Source organism: Ruegeria sp. G10 (assembly GCF_056533645.1).
In genome coordinates, this window is sequence record NZ_JBQFOQ010000002.1 from 29,237 (window position 1) to 45,926 (window position 16,690).

Annotated in this window: 14 protein-coding genes; 8 read left to right on the forward strand and 6 right to left on the reverse strand. The window is 59.0% G+C overall.

Annotation, left to right across the window (positions count from 1 at the left end; all coding sequences use genetic code 11):
• Positions 1-2 precede the first annotated feature (2 nt).
• The 4 genes from sthA (at position 3) to ACR0KM_RS03970 (ending at position 3,586) form a co-directional block, all read left to right on the forward strand.
• Positions 3-1,463, forward strand: a complete 1,461-nt coding sequence (gene sthA, locus ACR0KM_RS03955; protein WP_480820919.1) for a Si-specific NAD(P)(+) transhydrogenase — start codon at positions 3-5, stop codon at positions 1,461-1,463.
• Complete coding sequence (locus ACR0KM_RS03960) at positions 1,460-1,915, forward strand: YaiI/YqxD family protein (RefSeq protein WP_480857699.1); 456 nt, start codon at positions 1,460-1,462, stop codon at positions 1,913-1,915. The genes sthA and ACR0KM_RS03960 overlap by 4 nt, the downstream gene beginning before the upstream one ends.
• A 145-nt stretch (positions 1,916-2,060) precedes the next feature.
• On the forward strand, positions 2,061-2,681 hold the full coding sequence (locus ACR0KM_RS03965) for an HAD family hydrolase (protein WP_480857701.1): 621 nt from the start codon (positions 2,061-2,063) through the stop codon (positions 2,679-2,681).
• On the forward strand, positions 2,678-3,586 hold the full coding sequence (locus ACR0KM_RS03970; protein WP_480857703.1) for an ornithine cyclodeaminase family protein: 909 nt from the start codon (positions 2,678-2,680) through the stop codon (positions 3,584-3,586). The genes ACR0KM_RS03965 and ACR0KM_RS03970 overlap by 4 nt, the downstream gene beginning before the upstream one ends.
• Here ACR0KM_RS03970 and ACR0KM_RS03975 read toward each other — a convergent pair whose 3' ends face one another.
• The gene (locus ACR0KM_RS03975) at positions 3,587-4,828 is read right to left on the reverse strand and encodes an MFS transporter (protein ID WP_480857705.1); all 1,242 of its coding nucleotides are present in this window, start codon (positions 4,826-4,828) and stop codon (positions 3,587-3,589) included.
• Between the two features lie 146 nt (positions 4,829-4,974).
• On the opposite strand from ACR0KM_RS03975, the gene zapE reads away from it, so the two are divergent.
• Complete coding sequence (gene zapE, locus ACR0KM_RS03980; RefSeq protein WP_480857707.1) at positions 4,975-6,033, forward strand: cell division protein ZapE; 1,059 nt, start codon at positions 4,975-4,977, stop codon at positions 6,031-6,033.
• A gap of 60 nt (positions 6,034-6,093) precedes the next feature.
• On the opposite strand, the gene ACR0KM_RS03985 is transcribed toward zapE, so the two are convergent.
• The 4 genes from ACR0KM_RS03985 to ACR0KM_RS04000 are packed head-to-tail and all read right to left on the reverse strand — an operon-like array spanning position 6,094 to position 12,332.
• Positions 6,094-7,368: a bifunctional folylpolyglutamate synthase/dihydrofolate synthase gene (locus tag ACR0KM_RS03985; RefSeq protein WP_480857709.1), complete on the reverse strand. Its 1,275-nt coding sequence runs from the start codon at positions 7,366-7,368 to the stop codon at positions 6,094-6,096.
• Positions 7,365-8,291, reverse strand: a complete 927-nt coding sequence (accD, locus tag ACR0KM_RS03990) for an acetyl-CoA carboxylase, carboxyltransferase subunit beta (protein ID WP_480820905.1) — start codon at positions 8,289-8,291, stop codon at positions 7,365-7,367. The genes ACR0KM_RS03985 and accD overlap by 4 nt, the downstream gene beginning before the upstream one ends.
• 59 nt (positions 8,292-8,350) lie before the next feature.
• Complete coding sequence (locus tag ACR0KM_RS03995) at positions 8,351-9,274, reverse strand: CPBP family intramembrane glutamic endopeptidase (protein ID WP_480857710.1); 924 nt, start codon at positions 9,272-9,274, stop codon at positions 8,351-8,353.
• Entirely contained in the window at positions 9,240-12,332 is a 3,093-nt protein-coding gene (locus ACR0KM_RS04000; protein ID WP_480857711.1) for an ABC transporter transmembrane domain-containing protein, read from the reverse strand. The genes ACR0KM_RS03995 and ACR0KM_RS04000 overlap by 35 nt, the downstream gene beginning before the upstream one ends.
• A gap of 238 nt (positions 12,333-12,570) precedes the next feature.
• On the opposite strand from ACR0KM_RS04000, the gene ACR0KM_RS04005 reads away from it, so the two are divergent.
• The 3 genes from ACR0KM_RS04005 (at position 12,571) to ACR0KM_RS04015 (ending at position 15,314) form a co-directional block, all read left to right on the forward strand.
• Entirely contained in the window at positions 12,571-13,332 is a 762-nt protein-coding gene (locus ACR0KM_RS04005) for a DUF6478 family protein (protein ID WP_480857714.1), read from the forward strand.
• A gap of 9 nt (positions 13,333-13,341) precedes the next feature.
• Positions 13,342-13,707 carry a hypothetical protein gene (locus ACR0KM_RS04010; RefSeq protein WP_480857716.1) on the forward strand — a complete coding sequence of 122 codons (366 nt, stop codon included), beginning with the start codon at positions 13,342-13,344 and terminating at the stop codon, positions 13,705-13,707.
• Between the two features lie 80 nt (positions 13,708-13,787).
• Positions 13,788-15,314 (forward strand): MFS transporter, encoded by a 1,527-nt coding sequence (locus ACR0KM_RS04015; protein ID WP_480857718.1) that lies wholly within the window; start codon positions 13,788-13,790, stop codon positions 15,312-15,314.
• A 32-nt stretch (positions 15,315-15,346) separates the two neighbouring features.
• Here ACR0KM_RS04015 and ACR0KM_RS04020 read toward each other — a convergent pair whose 3' ends face one another.
• Positions 15,347-16,687 carry a S41 family peptidase gene (locus ACR0KM_RS04020; RefSeq protein WP_480857720.1) on the reverse strand — a complete coding sequence of 447 codons (1,341 nt, stop codon included), beginning with the start codon at positions 16,685-16,687 and terminating at the stop codon, positions 15,347-15,349.
• Positions 16,688-16,690: the final 3 nt, after the last annotated feature.

The following is a 16,690-nucleotide window of genomic DNA, read 5'->3' on the forward strand; positions in this document are numbered from 1 at the left end:
GCATGAGCAAATTTGACTATGACCTGATCATCGTGGGCTCCGGGCCGTCGGGCCGGTCAGCGGCCATTCAGGCGGGCAAGCTGCAGCGCCGGGTATTGGTGATCGACCGCAAGGACCGTTTGGGCGGCGTCTCGGTGCATACGGGCACGATTCCCTCAAAAACCCTGCGCGAGACGGTGTTGAACCTGTCGGGCTGGCGTGAACGCAGCTTTTATGGGCGCTCTTACCGCGTGAAGGACCAGATCCGGGCGGAAGACCTGAAAGCGCGTCTGCACATGACGCTCGATCACGAGGTCGATGTGTTGGAGCATCAATTTAACCGCAATCACGTTGAAACCCTGAACGGGCTGGCGCGCTTTACCGGTCCTCATGAGATCGAAGTGGCCACAGACGCGGGCGAAACAACGCGGCTGACGGCGGCCAAGTTCCTGATTGCGACAGGCACCAAGACTTATCGACCCGATTATGTGCCTTTTAACGGGAAGACCGTGGTGGATGGTGACGATTTCCTTGAGATGGAGGAAATCCCCCGCTCGCTCTGCGTTATTGGCGCCGGTGTGATCGGAGTTGAGTATGCCACAATGTTCTCGGCGCTGGACGTGCGGGTGACGCTGATCGAACCGCGTGAGACGTTTCTGGATTTCATCGACAAGACGCTGATCCACGATTTCACCCATCAGATCAGGGAAAACGGCGTTGATCTGCGTCTGGGATCGGCGGTTGAGAAAATCGAGGATGCCGGGGCCCATGTCGAGGTCACATTGGACAACGGCCGTCATGTGCGCGCCGAGATGCTGCTGTTCGCTGCCGGACGCATGGGTGCGACCTCGGCCCTGAATCTGGACGCGGTGGGGATCGAGACCGATCACCGCAACCGCATCAGCGTGGACCGGAAAACCTATCAGACCTCGGTGCCGCATATCTATGCAACCGGCGATGTGATCGGGCATCCTTCGCTGGCTTCGACCTCTTTGCAGCAGGGGCGGGTCGCGGCCTGTCATGCTCTGGAAACGCCAACGCTGCCGGAAAGCCCGTGGTATCCCTATGGCATCTATTCGGTTCCCGAAATCTCGACCTGCGGTATGTCCGAGGAAGAGCTGCAGGAACGTGGTATTCCTTACGAGGTTGGCGTGGCGCGGTTCCGAGAAACCTCTCGCGGGCATATCATGGGGTTGGAGCATGGGATGCTCAAGATGCTGTTTTCGCTCAAGACCCGGCGGGTTCTGGGTGTACAGATTGTGGGCGAAGGCGCGACCGAGTTGATCCACATTGCGCAGGCGGTTCTGAACCTGAAGGGCACCGTGGACTATTTTGTGCAGAACACGTTCAACTATCCGACGCTGGCCGAGGCCTATAAAATTGCGGGTCTGGATGCGTTCAACCGGATGCCCATCCCCGACGAATTCAAGGTGCGCAAAGCGGCGGCCAAGGCCAAACCCGCGAAACAGGCCAAAGAGGCGTGACAACGCTCTATATCGATGGCGACGCTTGCCCGGTAAAGGCCGAGGCTGAACGGGTGGCGACGCGCCATAGGGTCCCGATGGTCGTGGTCGCGAACGGAGGGTTGCGGCCGTCGGCCAACCCTCTGGTAAAGGTTGTCATCGTGTCCGAGGGCGCTGACGAAGCGGATAAATGGATCGCCGAGCGCTGCGGGCCCGGGGATGTGGTCGTAACCTCGGACATTCCGCTGGCCGCAAAATGTGTTGAGGCTGACGCGTGTGTGCTGCGCCCCAATGGCGAGGCGTTTACCGCAGCGAATATCGGTCAGCAACTGGCGATGCGCGACCTGATGGCTGATCTGCGTGCAGCAAACCCGTTGGGTACAGGGGGTGGTGGCAAACCCTTTGGCAAGGCCGACCGGTCGCGATTTTTGGACGCTTTGGAGCGGGAAATGCGGGCGGCCATTCGCCGGTAAAGCTCCCGCCGGTCGGAGGCGCATCAAAGATGCGCCGCCTCCCGTTGGGCCAGGCAGCGCGTGCCGCGCTGCGGTTGGTGCTTGCATATCAACGCTGGGATTGGTTCAGTCCGGGAATTCGCAACAGGTTGAATGGGATCGCAGTATGGCCATCAAAGCCGTCATCTTTGACATTGGGAACGTGCTGATCGAGTGGCAACCCGAACGCTATTATGATCGCGTGATTGGTGAAGAACGCCGCCGCGCCATGTTTGCCGAGGTCGATCTGCACGGTATGAATGATTTGGTCGATCAGGGGCATCATTTCACCGACACAATCTATGATTGGGCCGAGAAATACCCGGAATGGCGCGATGAGATTCGCATGTGGCATGACAAGTGGATCGAGCTTGCAACGCCTGAAATACCGCACTCTGTCCGCCTGCTGCGGGCGCTGCGCGCTAGCAATGTGCCGGTCTTTGCTCTGACCAATTTCGGGGTGCAGAATTTCGACTATGCCACCACGGTCTATCCGTTTCTGAACGAGTTCGACCGGCAATATGTCTCGGGCCGGATGAAAGCAGTCAAGCCGCACCAGCCGATCTATGAGATGGTTGAGGCGGATTGTGGTTTGCCGCCCGATACCCTGCTGTTTGCGGATGACCGGATCGACAATATCGAAACGGCGCGGGCACGCGGTTGGCAGACCCATCACTTTCAGTCGCCAAAGGGCTGGGCGGATCGTCTGGTGGCCGAAGGGCTGCTGTCCGAGGATGACGCGCGTTGAGCGTGTTGCAGATACCGTTCGCCGCAGGTGAGGCCAATCTGGACTGGATTGAACTGACCGAGGCCCTTGCCGCTGGTCATGAGCGTCCAAAGGCGCAGATCGAGGATACGTTTCTGTACCGTGGCGATGACACCCTGTTGTCGCGTTCTGCCTGGGTGGATGGTCTGGGGATTGCGATAAAATCGACGACGATTTTCCCGGGTAATGCGCAGATCGGGCGGCCGGTGATTGATGGTTCGGTCAGTATCTATGACGACGCGGATGGGCGGCTGGCTGCGCTGGTTGATTTCTTTCTGGTGACAAAATGGAAGACTGCCGGTGACAGCCTGCTGGCGGCGCTGCGATTGGCCAACCCCGATAGTCGCAGCATTCTGATCGTCGGCGCCGGTCCCGTGGCGGAATCGTTGTGTGAGGCTTTCGCGGCGGGGTTTCCGCACGCCCGGATTTCGTTGTGGAACCGGACAAGCGCCAAGGCCGAGGCCCTTGCCAGCAAGCTAGGCAATGTCGATGTCGCCTATGATCTGCCAGATGCGGTGAACCGTGCGGATGTCGTCGCCACCGCTACGATGAGCACGCAGCCCATCATCAAAGGGGAATGGCTGCGCCCTGGTCAACACCTTAATCTGGTCGGGGCTTACCGCCCGGACATGCGCGAGGCTGATAACGTGGCTCTGCAACGCGGAATGATCTATGTGGACAGCTTTGACTCGACGGTGGACCACATCGGTGAAATCAGAACCCCGATCCTGGAGGGGGCTGTTTCGCGCGATGATCTGGTCGCGGACTATTACGCGCTTGAGGCGTTCTCGCCCGCCCCATCGGCGATTACGATCTTCAAGAACGGCGGCGGGGCGCATCTGGATCTGATGACCAGCCGCTATATCATCGACAAATATCAGGACTGATCAGGCCGGGGCGACAGTGCCCACACGGTTTTCGCGGATTGGCAGGTGGACGATCGCGCTGAACGCGCCGATCCCGACGCCTATCCACCAGACCAACGTGTAATCACCATACAGATCATACATGCGACCCCCCAGCCAGATGCCCAGAAAGCTACCAATCTGGTGGCTGAGGAATACAATGCCATAAAGCGTACCCATGTATCGCAGCCCAAACAGATGCGCGACAAGGCCCGAGGTCAGCGGAATCGTCGCCAACCACAAAGATCCCATCGCCAGCGAAAACGCGATCACCGTCATCGGTGTGATCGGGAACAGGATGAAGGCGGCAGCCGCGATGGTGCGGCCCGTATAGACCGCCGCCAGTAGGTATTTCTTGGGAAAATGGTTTCCGGCCCAACCCGCCAACAGGGTGCCCCCGATATTGGCGAGGCCAATCAAAGAAATAGCGACCGCCCCCAAGGCTGAGGTGGTGGTGATGCCGATGGAATGCAGAACCCCTCCGGGTTCGATTGGGCCGCACATTTCGGTTACGAAGGCTGGGAAATGTGCCGTGATAAAGCCCAGCTGATAGCCGCAGCTGAAAAATCCGATGGCGATCAGTGCATAGGACGGATCTCGTAGCGCCTTACCGAGGATTTGCCCCATGCTTTCTTCCAACTCGGCCTTGGCAGCCGGTTTCGGTGCGCGCATATAAGGCAAGGTCAGCACCAGCGCCAGAATTGCTGCGGCAAAGATCAGAAAGACTTGCTGCCACGGCAAGAAACTCAGAAGCCACTCGGCCAAAGGTGCACCGATCACCTGACCAAAGCTGCCCGCCGCAGTGACAATCGCCAGCGACATCGATCGGTTGTGATCGGACGAGGCCCGCCCGACAACGGCCAGCACTACGCCAAAGCCCGTTCCGGCGATGCCAAAGCCCACGAGCCATGCGTACATCTGGTGCCCGAACGGCGTGACAGACCAAGCGCTGAGCACCATTCCCGCAGCATAGGTCAGCGCGCCCAAGACGATGGCACGCCGGTCTCCGACCTTTTCGGCGACGGCCCCGAAGATAGGTTGCCCGATGCCCCAGGCGAGGTTCTGAATGGCAATCGCCATCGAGAAATCGGTGCGCAGCCAGCCGAACTCATCTGCGATGGGGATCTGGAAAACGCCAAAGGACGCACGCACCGCGAAGCTGACGGTGATGATGATGCACCCGACGATCAGGATCGGGTTCAGCAGGCGGGCGGATTGCGGCATGGGGGCTCCGGTATCTTGGGACGCCCACGTTAGCGGCAACGCAGGTTGCGTCAATTCAGGAGTTTTGCGGCTTCGGTTCAGCAAAATTGATGTGCCCGGAAAAAGGTTTCTTTTCAATGGGCGGGCCGGAGGTTATGCCTCGGTCTATGACGAATTTGATTTCGCTCTACGAGGCGCGTATCGCCGACGGCGCGCTGACGCGGGATGACGCGCAAGAGGCGGTTCTGCCCCGGTTCGAACGCATCCGCGCGGCTGTGGCCGAACCAGTCAAGCGTGGCTTTTTTCGCAAAACCCCGCCCCCGCCGAAAGGACTTTATCTGTGGGGGGGTGTTGGGCGCGGGAAATCCATGCTGATGGATATGTTCGTCGAGACGCTGGGGGATATTCCGGCCCGGCGGGTGCACTTTCATGCCTTTATGCAGGAAATCCACGCCGGGCTGCACAAGGCTCGCGAAGATGGGGTAGAGGATGCACTTGCACCAGTGGCTGACGCGGTGGTGGCCTCTGCCAAGGTGCTGGCGTTTGATGAGATGCAGATCACCGATATCACTGATGCGATGATTGTGGGTCGGCTGTTCGACATGCTGCATGCGGGCGGAGTTGTGGTTGTCACGACCTCGAACCGGCATCCCGATGATCTGTACAAGGATGGCCTGAACCGGCAGCTGTTCCTGCCGTTCATCGCGCATATCAAAGAACAGCTTGAGGTGTGGGAGTTGATCTCGCCCACTGACTATCGTCAGAACCGGCTCAAGGGCTCGCCGGTTTACTTCTCACCCATCGGCCCGGAGGCGCGCGAGAAAATTCGCAGGGTCTGGCAGGACCTGTCGGGTGGCCCGGCGGAGCCGCTGGCATTGCAGGTCAAGGGCCGCGAGGTGGTGCTGCCCGCGTTTCGCAACGGCGTGGCACGGGCCTCGTTTTATGATTTGTGCGGTCGGATGTTAGGGCCAGGGGACTATCTTGCCATTGCCGAGGCCGTCAAGGTTCTGGTGCTGGAAGATGTGCCACGGCTGTCGCGAAACAATTTCAACGAGGCCAAGCGGTTTGTGACCCTGATCGACGCGCTCTATGAGGCGAAGGTGCGATTGATCTGTTCCGCGGCGGCGGAGCCCGAGATGCTGTATGTTGAGGGTGAAGGGACGTTCGAGTTTGAGCGTACAGCGTCGCGCCTGCGTGAGATGCAGGATCAGGATTGGGGGCGGTAGGGGGCTCTGCCCCCGTCGCCCTTGGCGACTCCGCCGGGATATTTTTGGCCAGATGAAGTTTTAGCGGTTTTCGCGCAGGATGTTGCCCGCCAGGTAGAGCGATCCGCAGATCAGGACGCGGGCTTGCGGGTCTTCGGCAGTGATTGCGCTGAGCGCCTCGGCGACGCTCTTTGCGGTTGTCGCGGGCAGGTTGACCTGAGCCGCGGCAGCGGCGGTGTCTTCGGCGCTGAGCGTGTTGGCCTCGCCCGGGATGGAGACCGAAGTCAGTGTGGAGGCTTGCGTCGCCAAAGGCGCGAGATAGCCGGTGACGTCTTTAGTATTCAGCATGCCGCAGATCATATGGGTCGGCTTTTTCGGCAGCTTTGCCAGCACGTCCGCCAATGCAATACCGGCGGCGGCGTTGTGGCCGCCGTCCAGCCAGAGCTCTGCCTGTGGTGCCTGATCGATCAGGGGGCCTGCTTTCAGGCGCTGCATCCGCGCGGGCCATTCAGCATGAGTGACGGCTGCCTCGTAGGCTGCCTCGCCCATCTGCAGGTGGCGCAGGACAGCAAGGGCAGCGCCCGCGTTCTGGATTTGGTGTGCGCCCAGAAGATTGGGCAGCGGAAGGTCGCGCAGTCCGGTTTCATCCTGATAAACAAGGCGGCCGTTTTCTTCGTGCACGTGCCAGTGCTGGCCATGGACCATCAGCGGTGCGCCAAGACGGGCGGCGGTGTATTCGATCACCTCCAGCGCCTCATCTTCCTGGGGGCCGACGATGCAGGGCACGCCCGGTTTGATGATACCCGCCTTTTCGGCGGCGATCTTGCCCAGAGTGTTGCCGAGGAATTGTTCATGGTCGATCGAAACCGGTGTGATCACGGTCACTGCGGGCTGTTCGATCACGTTGGTTGCGTCCAGACGACCGCCCAAGCCCACTTCAAGAAGTGTGTAATCGGCCTTGGTGCGGGAAAAAGACAGCAATGCGGCGCAGGTGGTGATTTCGAAATAGGTAATGTTCTCGCCACCGTTGGCGGCGTAGCATTCGTCCAGAACAGCGCTCAGCGCGGGTTCCGAGATCAGCTGACCGGCCAGTCGGATACGTTCGTGGAACCGGGCCAGATGGGGCGAGGTGTAGGCGTGAGCCGAGCGCCCTGCCCCCTCCAACCCGGCGCGGATCATTGCCTGGGTCGAGCCTTTGCCGTTGGTCCCGGCAATGTGGATTACGGGTGGCAGTCTCAGTTGGGGATTGTCGAGAGCTGCCAGCAAACGCCAGACGCGGTCCAAGGTCAGGTCGATGATCTTGGGGTGCAGCGCCATCATCCGTTCAAGGATGAGGTCCGAGCTCTGGCTGGTCATTTCTCGCCTGTGTCCTCGGTCGGGGCGTCTTGGGCCACAGGTTCCGGCGCGGGCAGATCGCCTTTGACTGCTGGGGGTTGATTCATAAGCATGCGGGTGATGGTGATGAGTTCATCGCGCATTTCGGTGCGCTTGGTCACACGGTCCAGCATCCCGTGATCCAGAAGGTATTCGGCGCGCTGGAACCCTTCGGGCAGTTTTTCGCGAATGGTCTGCTCGATTACGCGGGGGCCCGCGAAACAGATCAACGCGTTTGGTTCTGAAATATGCACATCGCCCAGCATTGCATAAGACGCCGTGACGCCGCCCGTCGTCGGGTGGGTCAGAACGACGATATAGGGCAGGTTTGCCTCTTTCAGCATCTCAACTGCTACCGTGGTGCGGGGCATCTGCATCAGGCTGAGGATGCCCTCCTGCATCCGCGCACCGCCCGCCGCCGAGAACAGGATCAGCGGGCGTTTCAGCTTTACCGCCTCTTGCGCGGCGGCGATGATCGCATTGCCGACATACATGCCCATCGAGCCACCCATGAACGAGAAATCCTGCGCAGCGGCCACGATGGGTGTGCGCCCGATCTCGCCCGAGGCGACCAGCATCGCCTCTTTCTCGCCGGTCTTTTTCTGCGCGGCTTTCATCCGGTCGGGATATTTTTTCTGATCGCGGAACTGCAGCGGATCATCTTTGGGCGCAGGTACCTCAACCTCGGTGAAAATGCCGCCGTCGAACAGGTGGCTGAATCGATCGCGCGGGGTGATCGCCATGTGGTGATCGCATTGGGTGCAGACATTCTGGTTTTCCGCCAGCTCACGATGGAACAACATCGTTCCGCACTCGTCGCATTTGTGCCAAAGGTTTTCAGGCACTTCACGGCGCGAGAAGATCGAGTTGATCCGGGGGCGGACGTAGTTTGTGATCCAGTTCATGTCGGAACCTTGCTGAGACTGCGTTGACGTCAAATAAGACGCTACGGAAGGAATTGCAATCAGCGCCTGAGAGCCAGACGCGCTGCGAGCCATCCTACGATCATGAGGCCAAAGTCCACCAGCAACCAGGGCCGGATCGCCTGTGAATCAGACGTTTCGTAAGGCAGGTGATAAAGCGCGAGGCCGCTTAGGCTGTCAGGCAGAGAAATCACGAGTAGCGCGGCAAAATTATTGAAGAAATGCAGGGCGATGGCCGGCCCCAGTGTTCCGGACCGGGCAGTCAAATCCGCTGTCAGCAGACCAAAGAACATCGCCCAGACAGCGATCAGAAAGGCGTTTTCTCCAGCGGTGGCCGGGCTGTAATGTCCCATGGCGAATAGCAGGGAAGGCAGGACCATCCACACTACTGGAGAGCGGAACCGAGCCGCCAGCCCTTGCTGCAGATAGCCGCGAAACAGGATCTCTTCGGCGCTGGTCTGAATCAAAACAGCAGCAATGGACAACGGCAACAGTGCGACCCATTGCGAAAGTGGCAGGTTTGCGATCAGGGGGGCGCCCAGATCATAAGGCGGCAGGATGAAAACCACGACGCCAAGCAACACCAGCGCCCGCAGAACACGCCAGAACTGCCATAAGGCGACCATCTGAGGCCCAATCACCGTCGCAAGCGACCGGCGCTGGATTACTCTGGCCGCGACCGCCACTCCGAAAGTTGCAAAGATAAAACTTCCCAGGACGATCAGCAGCGCCTCGGGGGATGTTCCGGTCAGAAACGTGGTTGCACTGTCCGAGGATCCAAGGCTGGCGACAAACGCAAACAAGGCTGTGTTCAGCGCAAGAACGACCGCAGCAACGACGCCAAGTCCAACGATGAGACGCCAGATTTGAGGGCGCTTGCGGGCTTCGGTGAGCAGCGCCTCATGCGGGGCATAGGCCCGATATTGGCGCTCAAGAGTCATCAGATGTGCCGATTGCTGACCCATCTGCGCCCTGCGCCGATGCGTTCGGCGCGCGCAGACGTTCGGCGGCGGATGTCAGATAACCCGCAACGGTTTCCAAAAGCCTGACTGCGACTCCGGCATCACTTTCGATCACAGCGCGCAACTCTTCTGCCCCGATCCGCAGAAAGGCACAGTCGGTGGTTGCTACAAGGTCCAGCTGTCGGGGCTCGTTGGTGATGATGGCAAGGTCGCCGATCAGGCGGCCCGGCTCAACGGTCGAGAGCGATTCGACTTCGCCGTTCTGCGCCAGCCAGTTCAGGCTGGCCTCGCCGGATAGGCACAGGTAAGCCGCGTCCGGGGCCTGACCGCGCGCAAAGATCGTCTGGCCCGCCGCTGCCTCATACCATTGCGCCGAGAAGGCCAACAGGCGCTGGTTGCGACCGTCCAAACGCGCGAACAGCTCGGTCGAGGAAATGATCTTGAGCTTGCGGCTCAGATCATCAGAGGAACTGTCTTCGGTTTCGGGCCGCACGCGAGAGACACCGTCGATGCGCCCGTCCTTGACCTCGACAAAAAGGTCATAGGCCTCTGGGTGGGCAAAGTGATCTTCCATGAAGATCATGATCGAGTCGGGCAGCAATTCGCGCAGTTTCAGACGAGTGCGCAGGCGGCTTTCCGAATCGTGGCTGGCCAGCGCTTTGTCGAGGATCAGGATATCAGGGCGCTTGATCCCGGCGCGCGAGAATGCCGCGCGTTCCTGAAACACCGTCGGCAGGTTGTTTCCTCCCAGCCCCGAGGGCAGGTCGTAGATGATTGCTGCTGCGCGACGGCGCAGCCCGGCTTCGTTGAGAACTTCGGCGACCAGATCCTCGATCTCTTCGGCATGGGCCCCCGCCATGATCGACACTCGGCCATAAAGGGCATTTTCCATTGCGGTCAGGCGCGGCACATAGAGATCGGGAGAGACCGGTACAAACATCCCTTCCATCGCGCTGCGCAGCCGCTCGGCCTGACTGTGACGAATCGAGAGTATCTTGTCCTTGTATTCTTCGGGGAAACTGGGACCTATCTGTTCCGCAGTCAGCATGAAGGGCACGGTCAACAGCAATGCGCGATCCTGCACGCTAAGGGTTTCATCCCCTTTGGTTTTGCGCCGCTCCTCAATATCGAGCAGGCGATGATACATCTCTTTCGATAGGCCAAGCCGCAGGAACAACGGGTGATCCGCTCCGTCCCGACCGAATGTCTGGTTCAGTGTATCCAACACCGCATTCGCGATGCTCAGAGCATCCCCATCCAATTCATGCGCTGCCAACATCGACATGAAACGCCCATCGCCAGCTAGAATTTCCGGTGAGATGTCGTGGGACGGGGAGGCGTATAAAAGGTTCCCGCCCAGCGGTACCGCAGGGTTGAAGCGTTCCGGGTCAAAGCGATAAACATATTTGTCTAAACCGCGCTCAGCCAGCCGGGTCGCGACAGTGTCGCGCAAACCAACAATCGCCTGCGCCAGCACCGGGTGCATATCGGGATCAAAGCGCGAGCGGAGCGTGCGACGGAACATGAACTCATCTATGCCCATCGCCTCAACCAGCTGGAACCACCAATCGCGGATGCCTTCGATGTCGTCGAGCCCCGCAAGGCCCGGATCGATCCATTCATCGCTCAGCGAATCCGGCGGATTGCCCGCGCGGACAGCTTCTATCTGACGGCGGCTGGGGGCCTTCAGCGTCTTTTCTTCATTTTGCGGATGGGTGCGCAACGGCATCAGAAGGTTGTCACCCAGTGTTCCGTCAAACAGATAGGGTCGTGAATAAGCATACCCGATCCGGGCAGCGATCACAGACTGATGCAGATCGTTGAGATTGTGGCCCGCTACGACGACCTCACCTTGCGCGGGCAGTAACTCGCGGGTCAGCAATTGGGCCAGTGCGCTACGCTCGGATGCGTGCGTCGACTGGATTGCAACACGCGCACCGCGGGGGATGATCAGGTCGATATCTTCAAGAACTGTCTTGCCATCATCGTCCCGCACAGTGACATTGCGCAGCTCGATATCGCCGGTCAGGCGCGGCAGGGTTTCGGGAACCCCTTCAAACAGATGTTCGGGGATCATGTTCGAGGGGGCAAAACGCTCGGTCACGATTTCCCATCGCAGGGACATATCCTGCACCTGATTGTAGTAGGTCAACAGATCCTTCCACGGGCCGCTGAGGTCCTTGTACGCCCCCAACGCCGCGACCAGCGCCCCGACCGTGACCTCTCCGGTGATCGCCAGATATCCACCCACCGAATAGAACAGGAACGGTGTCATCTGAGTGATCAGGTTGTTGAGAAACTTCATGAAGAATTTCTTGTTGTAAATCTTGAACCTGATCTCGAACAAGGTGCCCAGACGGTGGCTGAACTGCGCCAGTCGATAGCGCCAGCCACCATTCGTGCGCAGGTCGCTGATCCCGGCGGCGCTTTCGCCGATTTCAGAACTCAGGCGGCGGACCTCTTGGATGCGGTCCTTGTTCAGCAGATTGATCTGCCGCTGCAGCTTGGGGATGAGCCAAGCTTGCAAGGGGATCAGTGCAATGCTGGCCAGCCCGAACCAGACACTCTGCATAAAGAGAAACGTGACGATAGTCATCATCTGCCCGAACTGAAACACCGGCTGCGCGATTGCATCACCCATCAGACCGCCCATCGGTTCGGCCTCGGATGTGATCATCGAGACAAGCTCACCTTGGCTGGTGGTCGCAAAGTAGGATTTCGGGAACCGCATGGACCGGCTGATCAGGGTAAATCGCAACCGGCGTAGCATGCGCTCGGCCAGAATGCCTTTCATCGTGTTGATGCGCATCTTCATCAGCCCGCTGACGATCACGGTTGCCAAAAACGCGAAACAAAGGATCAGCAAGTAGTGTATCTGGGTCACCGTCACGCCGAACAACGTGACAGTGTCTGCGGGCGCGCCGATCGCATCGTTGATGATCTGCTTGGGCAATTCCAACGACGCATAGAGGAATGGAAACGAAAGAACGGTCAGCACCAGCAGCACCATTTGCTGCTTTTTCGAATACTTCCAGATGAATGAAAATAAGGTCGGTTCCATACACCTGCCTCGTCTTAAATCTAGATGGACCGGGGGGCATGCGCACCACCTGCAGGACCAGAGCGATGACGGTACGCCTCGGCTTGGTCTATTGCAAGAATGACGGCGCGCCAGCAGTCAGTTTTCCGCGCAGTTTGGTGCATGCTGAAAATGCGGGTTTCATGCCGAAACCGAGCAAGACGGGCTTGCCCCCGTGGGGTCTTTGACTAAACAGGGATGAGTTTCGGATGATGAGGCGATGGGCAGACTGCTGGACCGATATTTACTGCGCAAGACGCTGACCCGTTGGCGTCAGGCCGCTCAGCGGGCCGATCAGACCGGTTTGCCCGAGCTCAGGCGCCAGCGCGATGAGGCGCGTCAATTGCGCAAGTATCTTGATCAGCTTTCGCATACCGCCGATGGTCGGTTGGCGCGCCCTTTGGTCGGTTCGAACCAGTTTGTTCGCCCACTGGGTACGGATTGGTCCTGGAGGCCCGATTTATGGAAACAGCCTGCAAGTCGCAAAGGCCTTGCCCCCGCTCCGCGCAAGGCAATGATGGATGCGCAGGTAACGCTGTTTCATGATTGCGAACAATCCGAGATCGCGATGCAGCAGGTGCGTAACCGTCGCGACAAGGATCTTGCGCCGTTTAGCTTTGCAATTGAAGTTTTTGATTTTCTGGGTACTTTCCTGTCCGTGGCGATCGAGCTGCCGACGGGTGCAGCGATGGATCTGACCGGCCAGCATCTGATGCGGGTCGATACTGTCGTCGAAAGTGAACGCCCGATTGTTGTGTTCGCGCGGCTTAACATTCAGCATGGCCCCAACACCGAACAGGTGCTGCGCGCGCTTGATCTTTCGCGGCCTGAGGCGGCCGTGGATTTCGATCTGGCGCATCTGCATCTGAACGAACGCAGAATTGAAAAGCTCTGGCTTGATCTGATCTTTGAACAGCCTGCGATGAATCGGGTTGTGCTGCGCGACCTCACATTCTGTCGGCACCATAGGGCCGATCTGTAAGGATACCTGATGACTTACCCAACCCTGACCCCGATCCGTTTTGAGAACGCCCTTTGGGAAGCGCATCTGATCGCCGAGACGCAGCCTCAGATCAAGGCCGTTTATCTTGGCGAAGCTCTGCCGGATGTGGCCGTGGCCCGCGATGCGGATGGCTGGAGGCTGAGCGTACCTGTTCCTATGGCGGCCCTGTCCGAGGGCGTGCACTGCGTGACTATTTTTGACGCAGAGACTGATCGCAAGCTTGGGGATTTTACGATTATTGCTGGGGCGCCCGCAGCCGATGACCTGCGTGCAGAAATCGCTTTGCTGCGCGCTGAGCTGGATATGCTGAAACGGGCATTCCGGCGATCTCGGACCGCACAAGACGCACCCTGATTGCGTGGTCAGCCCACTTCCCTATCTTTTCAGCGCCATCCGTGCATCATGGAAGCGTTCCGAATGGATAGGATAACGTCATGGACCGCAGCAGTATCATAAAGGTCGTGGCTTTGATGGTGACGGCTTTTGGTATCGGTATCGATTTTACCGGAGCCCTGATGCTGGTCCCGGCGATCGAGAACAGCTTTGACGCGGATATCACAAGCACCCAGTGGGTTCTGAACATCTACGCATTGTTTTTTGCGATGACCATGGTCGCGGGTGGACGACTGGGGGATATGTACGGGCACCGAAAGGTCATGATCATCGGGCTGTCGATTTTCCTGTTTGCCTCGGTGCTGTGCTTTGTGTCGCCCGGGCTGGACTATCTGATTGGCGCGCGCGCGTTGCAGGGGATTGGCGCGGGCTGCGTCTGGCCATGTACGCTTGCGTTTGGGGCTACGAAGGTCTCAAAGGAAGAACACCGGGCATTGGTGATGGGCCTTATTCTTGCCGGTGTGACAACGGGCAATGTGTTCGGCCCGCTGATCAGCGGAGCGGTCGTAAGTCTGGGTGACTGGCGCTTGTTCTTCCTCGCCAATGTGGTGTTTTCGTGCATCTCGATGACCACTGCGATTGTGTTGATGGAGCGCGAGACCGAGCACAAGAAAGGCGAACATATCGACTTTGCCGGGATGGGGATCCTGTCTTTTGCAGTGCTGCTTCTGCTTTATGGGCTGGATGTCGGGGCAGATTGGGGCTGGACTTCGGTACCGCTTCTGCTGCTTTTCTTTGTCAGCGCGACCCTGTTCTTTCTGTTCCCAAGGGTCGAAAAACGCGTCAAGGAACCGTTGCTGTTACCTCAGCTGATGCAGAACCGAGAGTTTCTGATCACCCTTGGACTAAATATGTTCAACGTTTCTGCGGCCTTCGTAGCGCTGCTTTACTTCCCCCAATACATGCAGAAAGTCCTCGGGTGGTCGGTGTTTCAATCGGCTTTGGGATTGGCGCCATTGACCGTTCTGCTGGCGGTCGGCTCAATCATTTCGGGTACGCTTTATAATGACTTTGGGCCCAAGCGGCTTTTGTTCTGGGGGTATGTATGTGCCAGCGTGGGCGCGGCAAGTGTGGTGCTTATGCCGGCCAGTTGGGGGTATTTTCAGATTCTGCCGGGAATGGTTCTCATGGGATTGGGCGCGACATTGACGGTTGGGCCGTCCGGTACGGCTGCGGTGTGTGCTGTAAAACCCGAACGTGCCGGGCTGGTGGGCGGGCTAAGCTTCATGACCCACCTCGTCTATGGTGCAATTTCTGTCGCTTGCGCCACGGCGATCATGTACGTCGTCAGTCTGTCCAGTCTTCGGGATCAGCTTGCCACAGCGGGCATCAAGATGTCATTGGCAGATCAAAAGACGATCAATGGCGGTACGTTAGCGACCGATTCCGCCAAAGCCGTCATGCAAAAACTGGGGTCAGGTGAAGCGGAAACCGTAAGAGCCGCGATTGCCGCAGCTTTTGACAGTGGGATGAACATGGCCTTCGTCTTTGCGGCGATTTCGGTTTCTATGGGAATAGTTCTCGCCCTGATACTGGACGAGAAAAAACTGCATAAGGTCGAAAGCTAAGGGGGGCCGCAAGACATGCGGCCCCATGTTTGTTACTGAGACGGACCGGAGGGGTTGAACGCCGACAGGCCTTTGAGGATATCGATGGCGTAAGCCAACTGATAGTCCTGTTCACGCAGTTCTGCCGTCGCTTCGGCCTTGGCGCGATCTTCTTCGATCTGGCGGACCTCATCCTCGCTGAGGCTGTCGTTGTTCAGGCTGCCGCGCAGATCGGCCTCGGACCGGGTACGGGCGTTGTCTTCTTCCTCATCCGCCGCGGGGGCCGGGCGTGGCTGTTCCACGATGATATCCGGGCTGACCCCAAGTGCCTGAATCGAACGGCCAGACGGCGTATAGTACCGCGAGGTGGTCAAACGCATCGCACCATCCCCCCGTAGCGGCATGACTGTCTGAACCGAGCCTTTACCAAAGCTCTTGGTGCCCACAACAATAGCGCGGTGGTGATCCTGCAGGGCACCGGCGACAATCTCTGATGCCGAAGCCGAGCCTCCGTTGATCAGAACGACAATCGGCTTGCCGCCCGTCAGATCACCGGGGGTCGCGTTAAAGCGCTCGCCGTCCTGCGGATCTCGTCCGCGGGTCGAAACGATCTCACCTTCGTCCAGAAACGCGTCCGAAACCTTGATGGCTTGGGTCAGCAGCCCGCCCGGGTTGTTACGCAGGTCCAGCACGATGCCGTTGACGTTTTCGATGCCGCCGGCCTCTTCTATCTGCTCTTCCAGCCCTTCCTTGAGATTGGGGTACGTCTGGTCGTTGAACGTGGTGACACGCAGCACGACGCTGGTGCCCTCGGTCCGGGCGCGCACTGCCGTCAGCTTGATGGTATCGCGAACGATGGTGACATCGAAGGGGTCGGTCTCGCCCTCGCGCACCACAGTGATCACGATTTCCGAACCGACCGGACCGCGCATCAGATCGACCGCTTTATCCAGTGTCAGGCCCAGAATACTCTCGCCATCCACATGCGTAATGAAATCGCCCGCTTCGATCCCCGCATCATCTGCCGGGGTGTCATCGATGGGCGAGACAACTTTTACAAACCCGTCTTCCTGCGTGACTTCGATTCCCAGCCCGCCGAACTCACCACGCGTCTGCACGCGCATCTGTTCGGCATCGTCGGGCGACAGATAGCTGGAATGCGGGTCGAGCGAGGTCAGCATCCCGTCGATCGCCGCCTCGATCAGCTCCTCGGTTTCGACTTCCTCGACATATTGCGCGCGGATGCGTTCGAAGATGTCGCCGAACAGGTCCAGCTGCTCGTAGACGCTTGCCTTGCTTTCCGCTTCCTGCGCCAGCAACGGGCCCGCGATCTGAGTGGTTGCGATAATCCCTGCCACGGTGCCGGCCAGACCGGCCATCACAAATTTCTTCATACT

Bases quoted from the DNA above. Each gene is read 5' to 3' on its own strand.
- sthA (WP_480820919.1), top strand. From the start codon at position 3: ATGAGCAAATTTGACTATGACCTGATCATCGTGGGCTCCGGGCCGTCG.
- ACR0KM_RS03965 (WP_480857701.1), top strand. From the start codon at position 2,061: ATGGCCATCAAAGCCGTCATCTTTGACATTGGGAACGTGCTGATCGAG.
- ACR0KM_RS03975 (WP_480857705.1), bottom strand. From the start codon at position 4,828: ATGCCGCAATCCGCCCGCCTGCTGAACCCGATCCTGATCGTCGGGTGC.
- zapE (WP_480857707.1), top strand. From the start codon at position 4,975: ATGACGAATTTGATTTCGCTCTACGAGGCGCGTATCGCCGACGGCGCG.
- ACR0KM_RS03985 (WP_480857709.1), bottom strand. From the start codon at position 7,368: ATGACCAGCCAGAGCTCGGACCTCATCCTTGAACGGATGATGGCGCTG.
- accD (WP_480820905.1), bottom strand. From the start codon at position 8,291: ATGAACTGGATCACAAACTACGTCCGCCCCCGGATCAACTCGATCTTC.
- ACR0KM_RS03995 (WP_480857710.1), bottom strand. From the start codon at position 9,274: ATGGGTCAGCAATCGGCACATCTGATGACTCTTGAGCGCCAATATCGG.
- ACR0KM_RS04000 (WP_480857711.1), bottom strand. From the start codon at position 12,332: ATGGAACCGACCTTATTTTCATTCATCTGGAAGTATTCGAAAAAGCAG.
- ACR0KM_RS04005 (WP_480857714.1), top strand. From the start codon at position 12,571: ATGGGCAGACTGCTGGACCGATATTTACTGCGCAAGACGCTGACCCGT.
- ACR0KM_RS04010 (WP_480857716.1), top strand. From the start codon at position 13,342: ATGACTTACCCAACCCTGACCCCGATCCGTTTTGAGAACGCCCTTTGG.
- ACR0KM_RS04015 (WP_480857718.1), top strand. From the start codon at position 13,788: ATGGACCGCAGCAGTATCATAAAGGTCGTGGCTTTGATGGTGACGGCT.
- ACR0KM_RS04020 (WP_480857720.1), bottom strand. From the start codon at position 16,687: ATGAAGAAATTTGTGATGGCCGGTCTGGCCGGCACCGTGGCAGGGATT.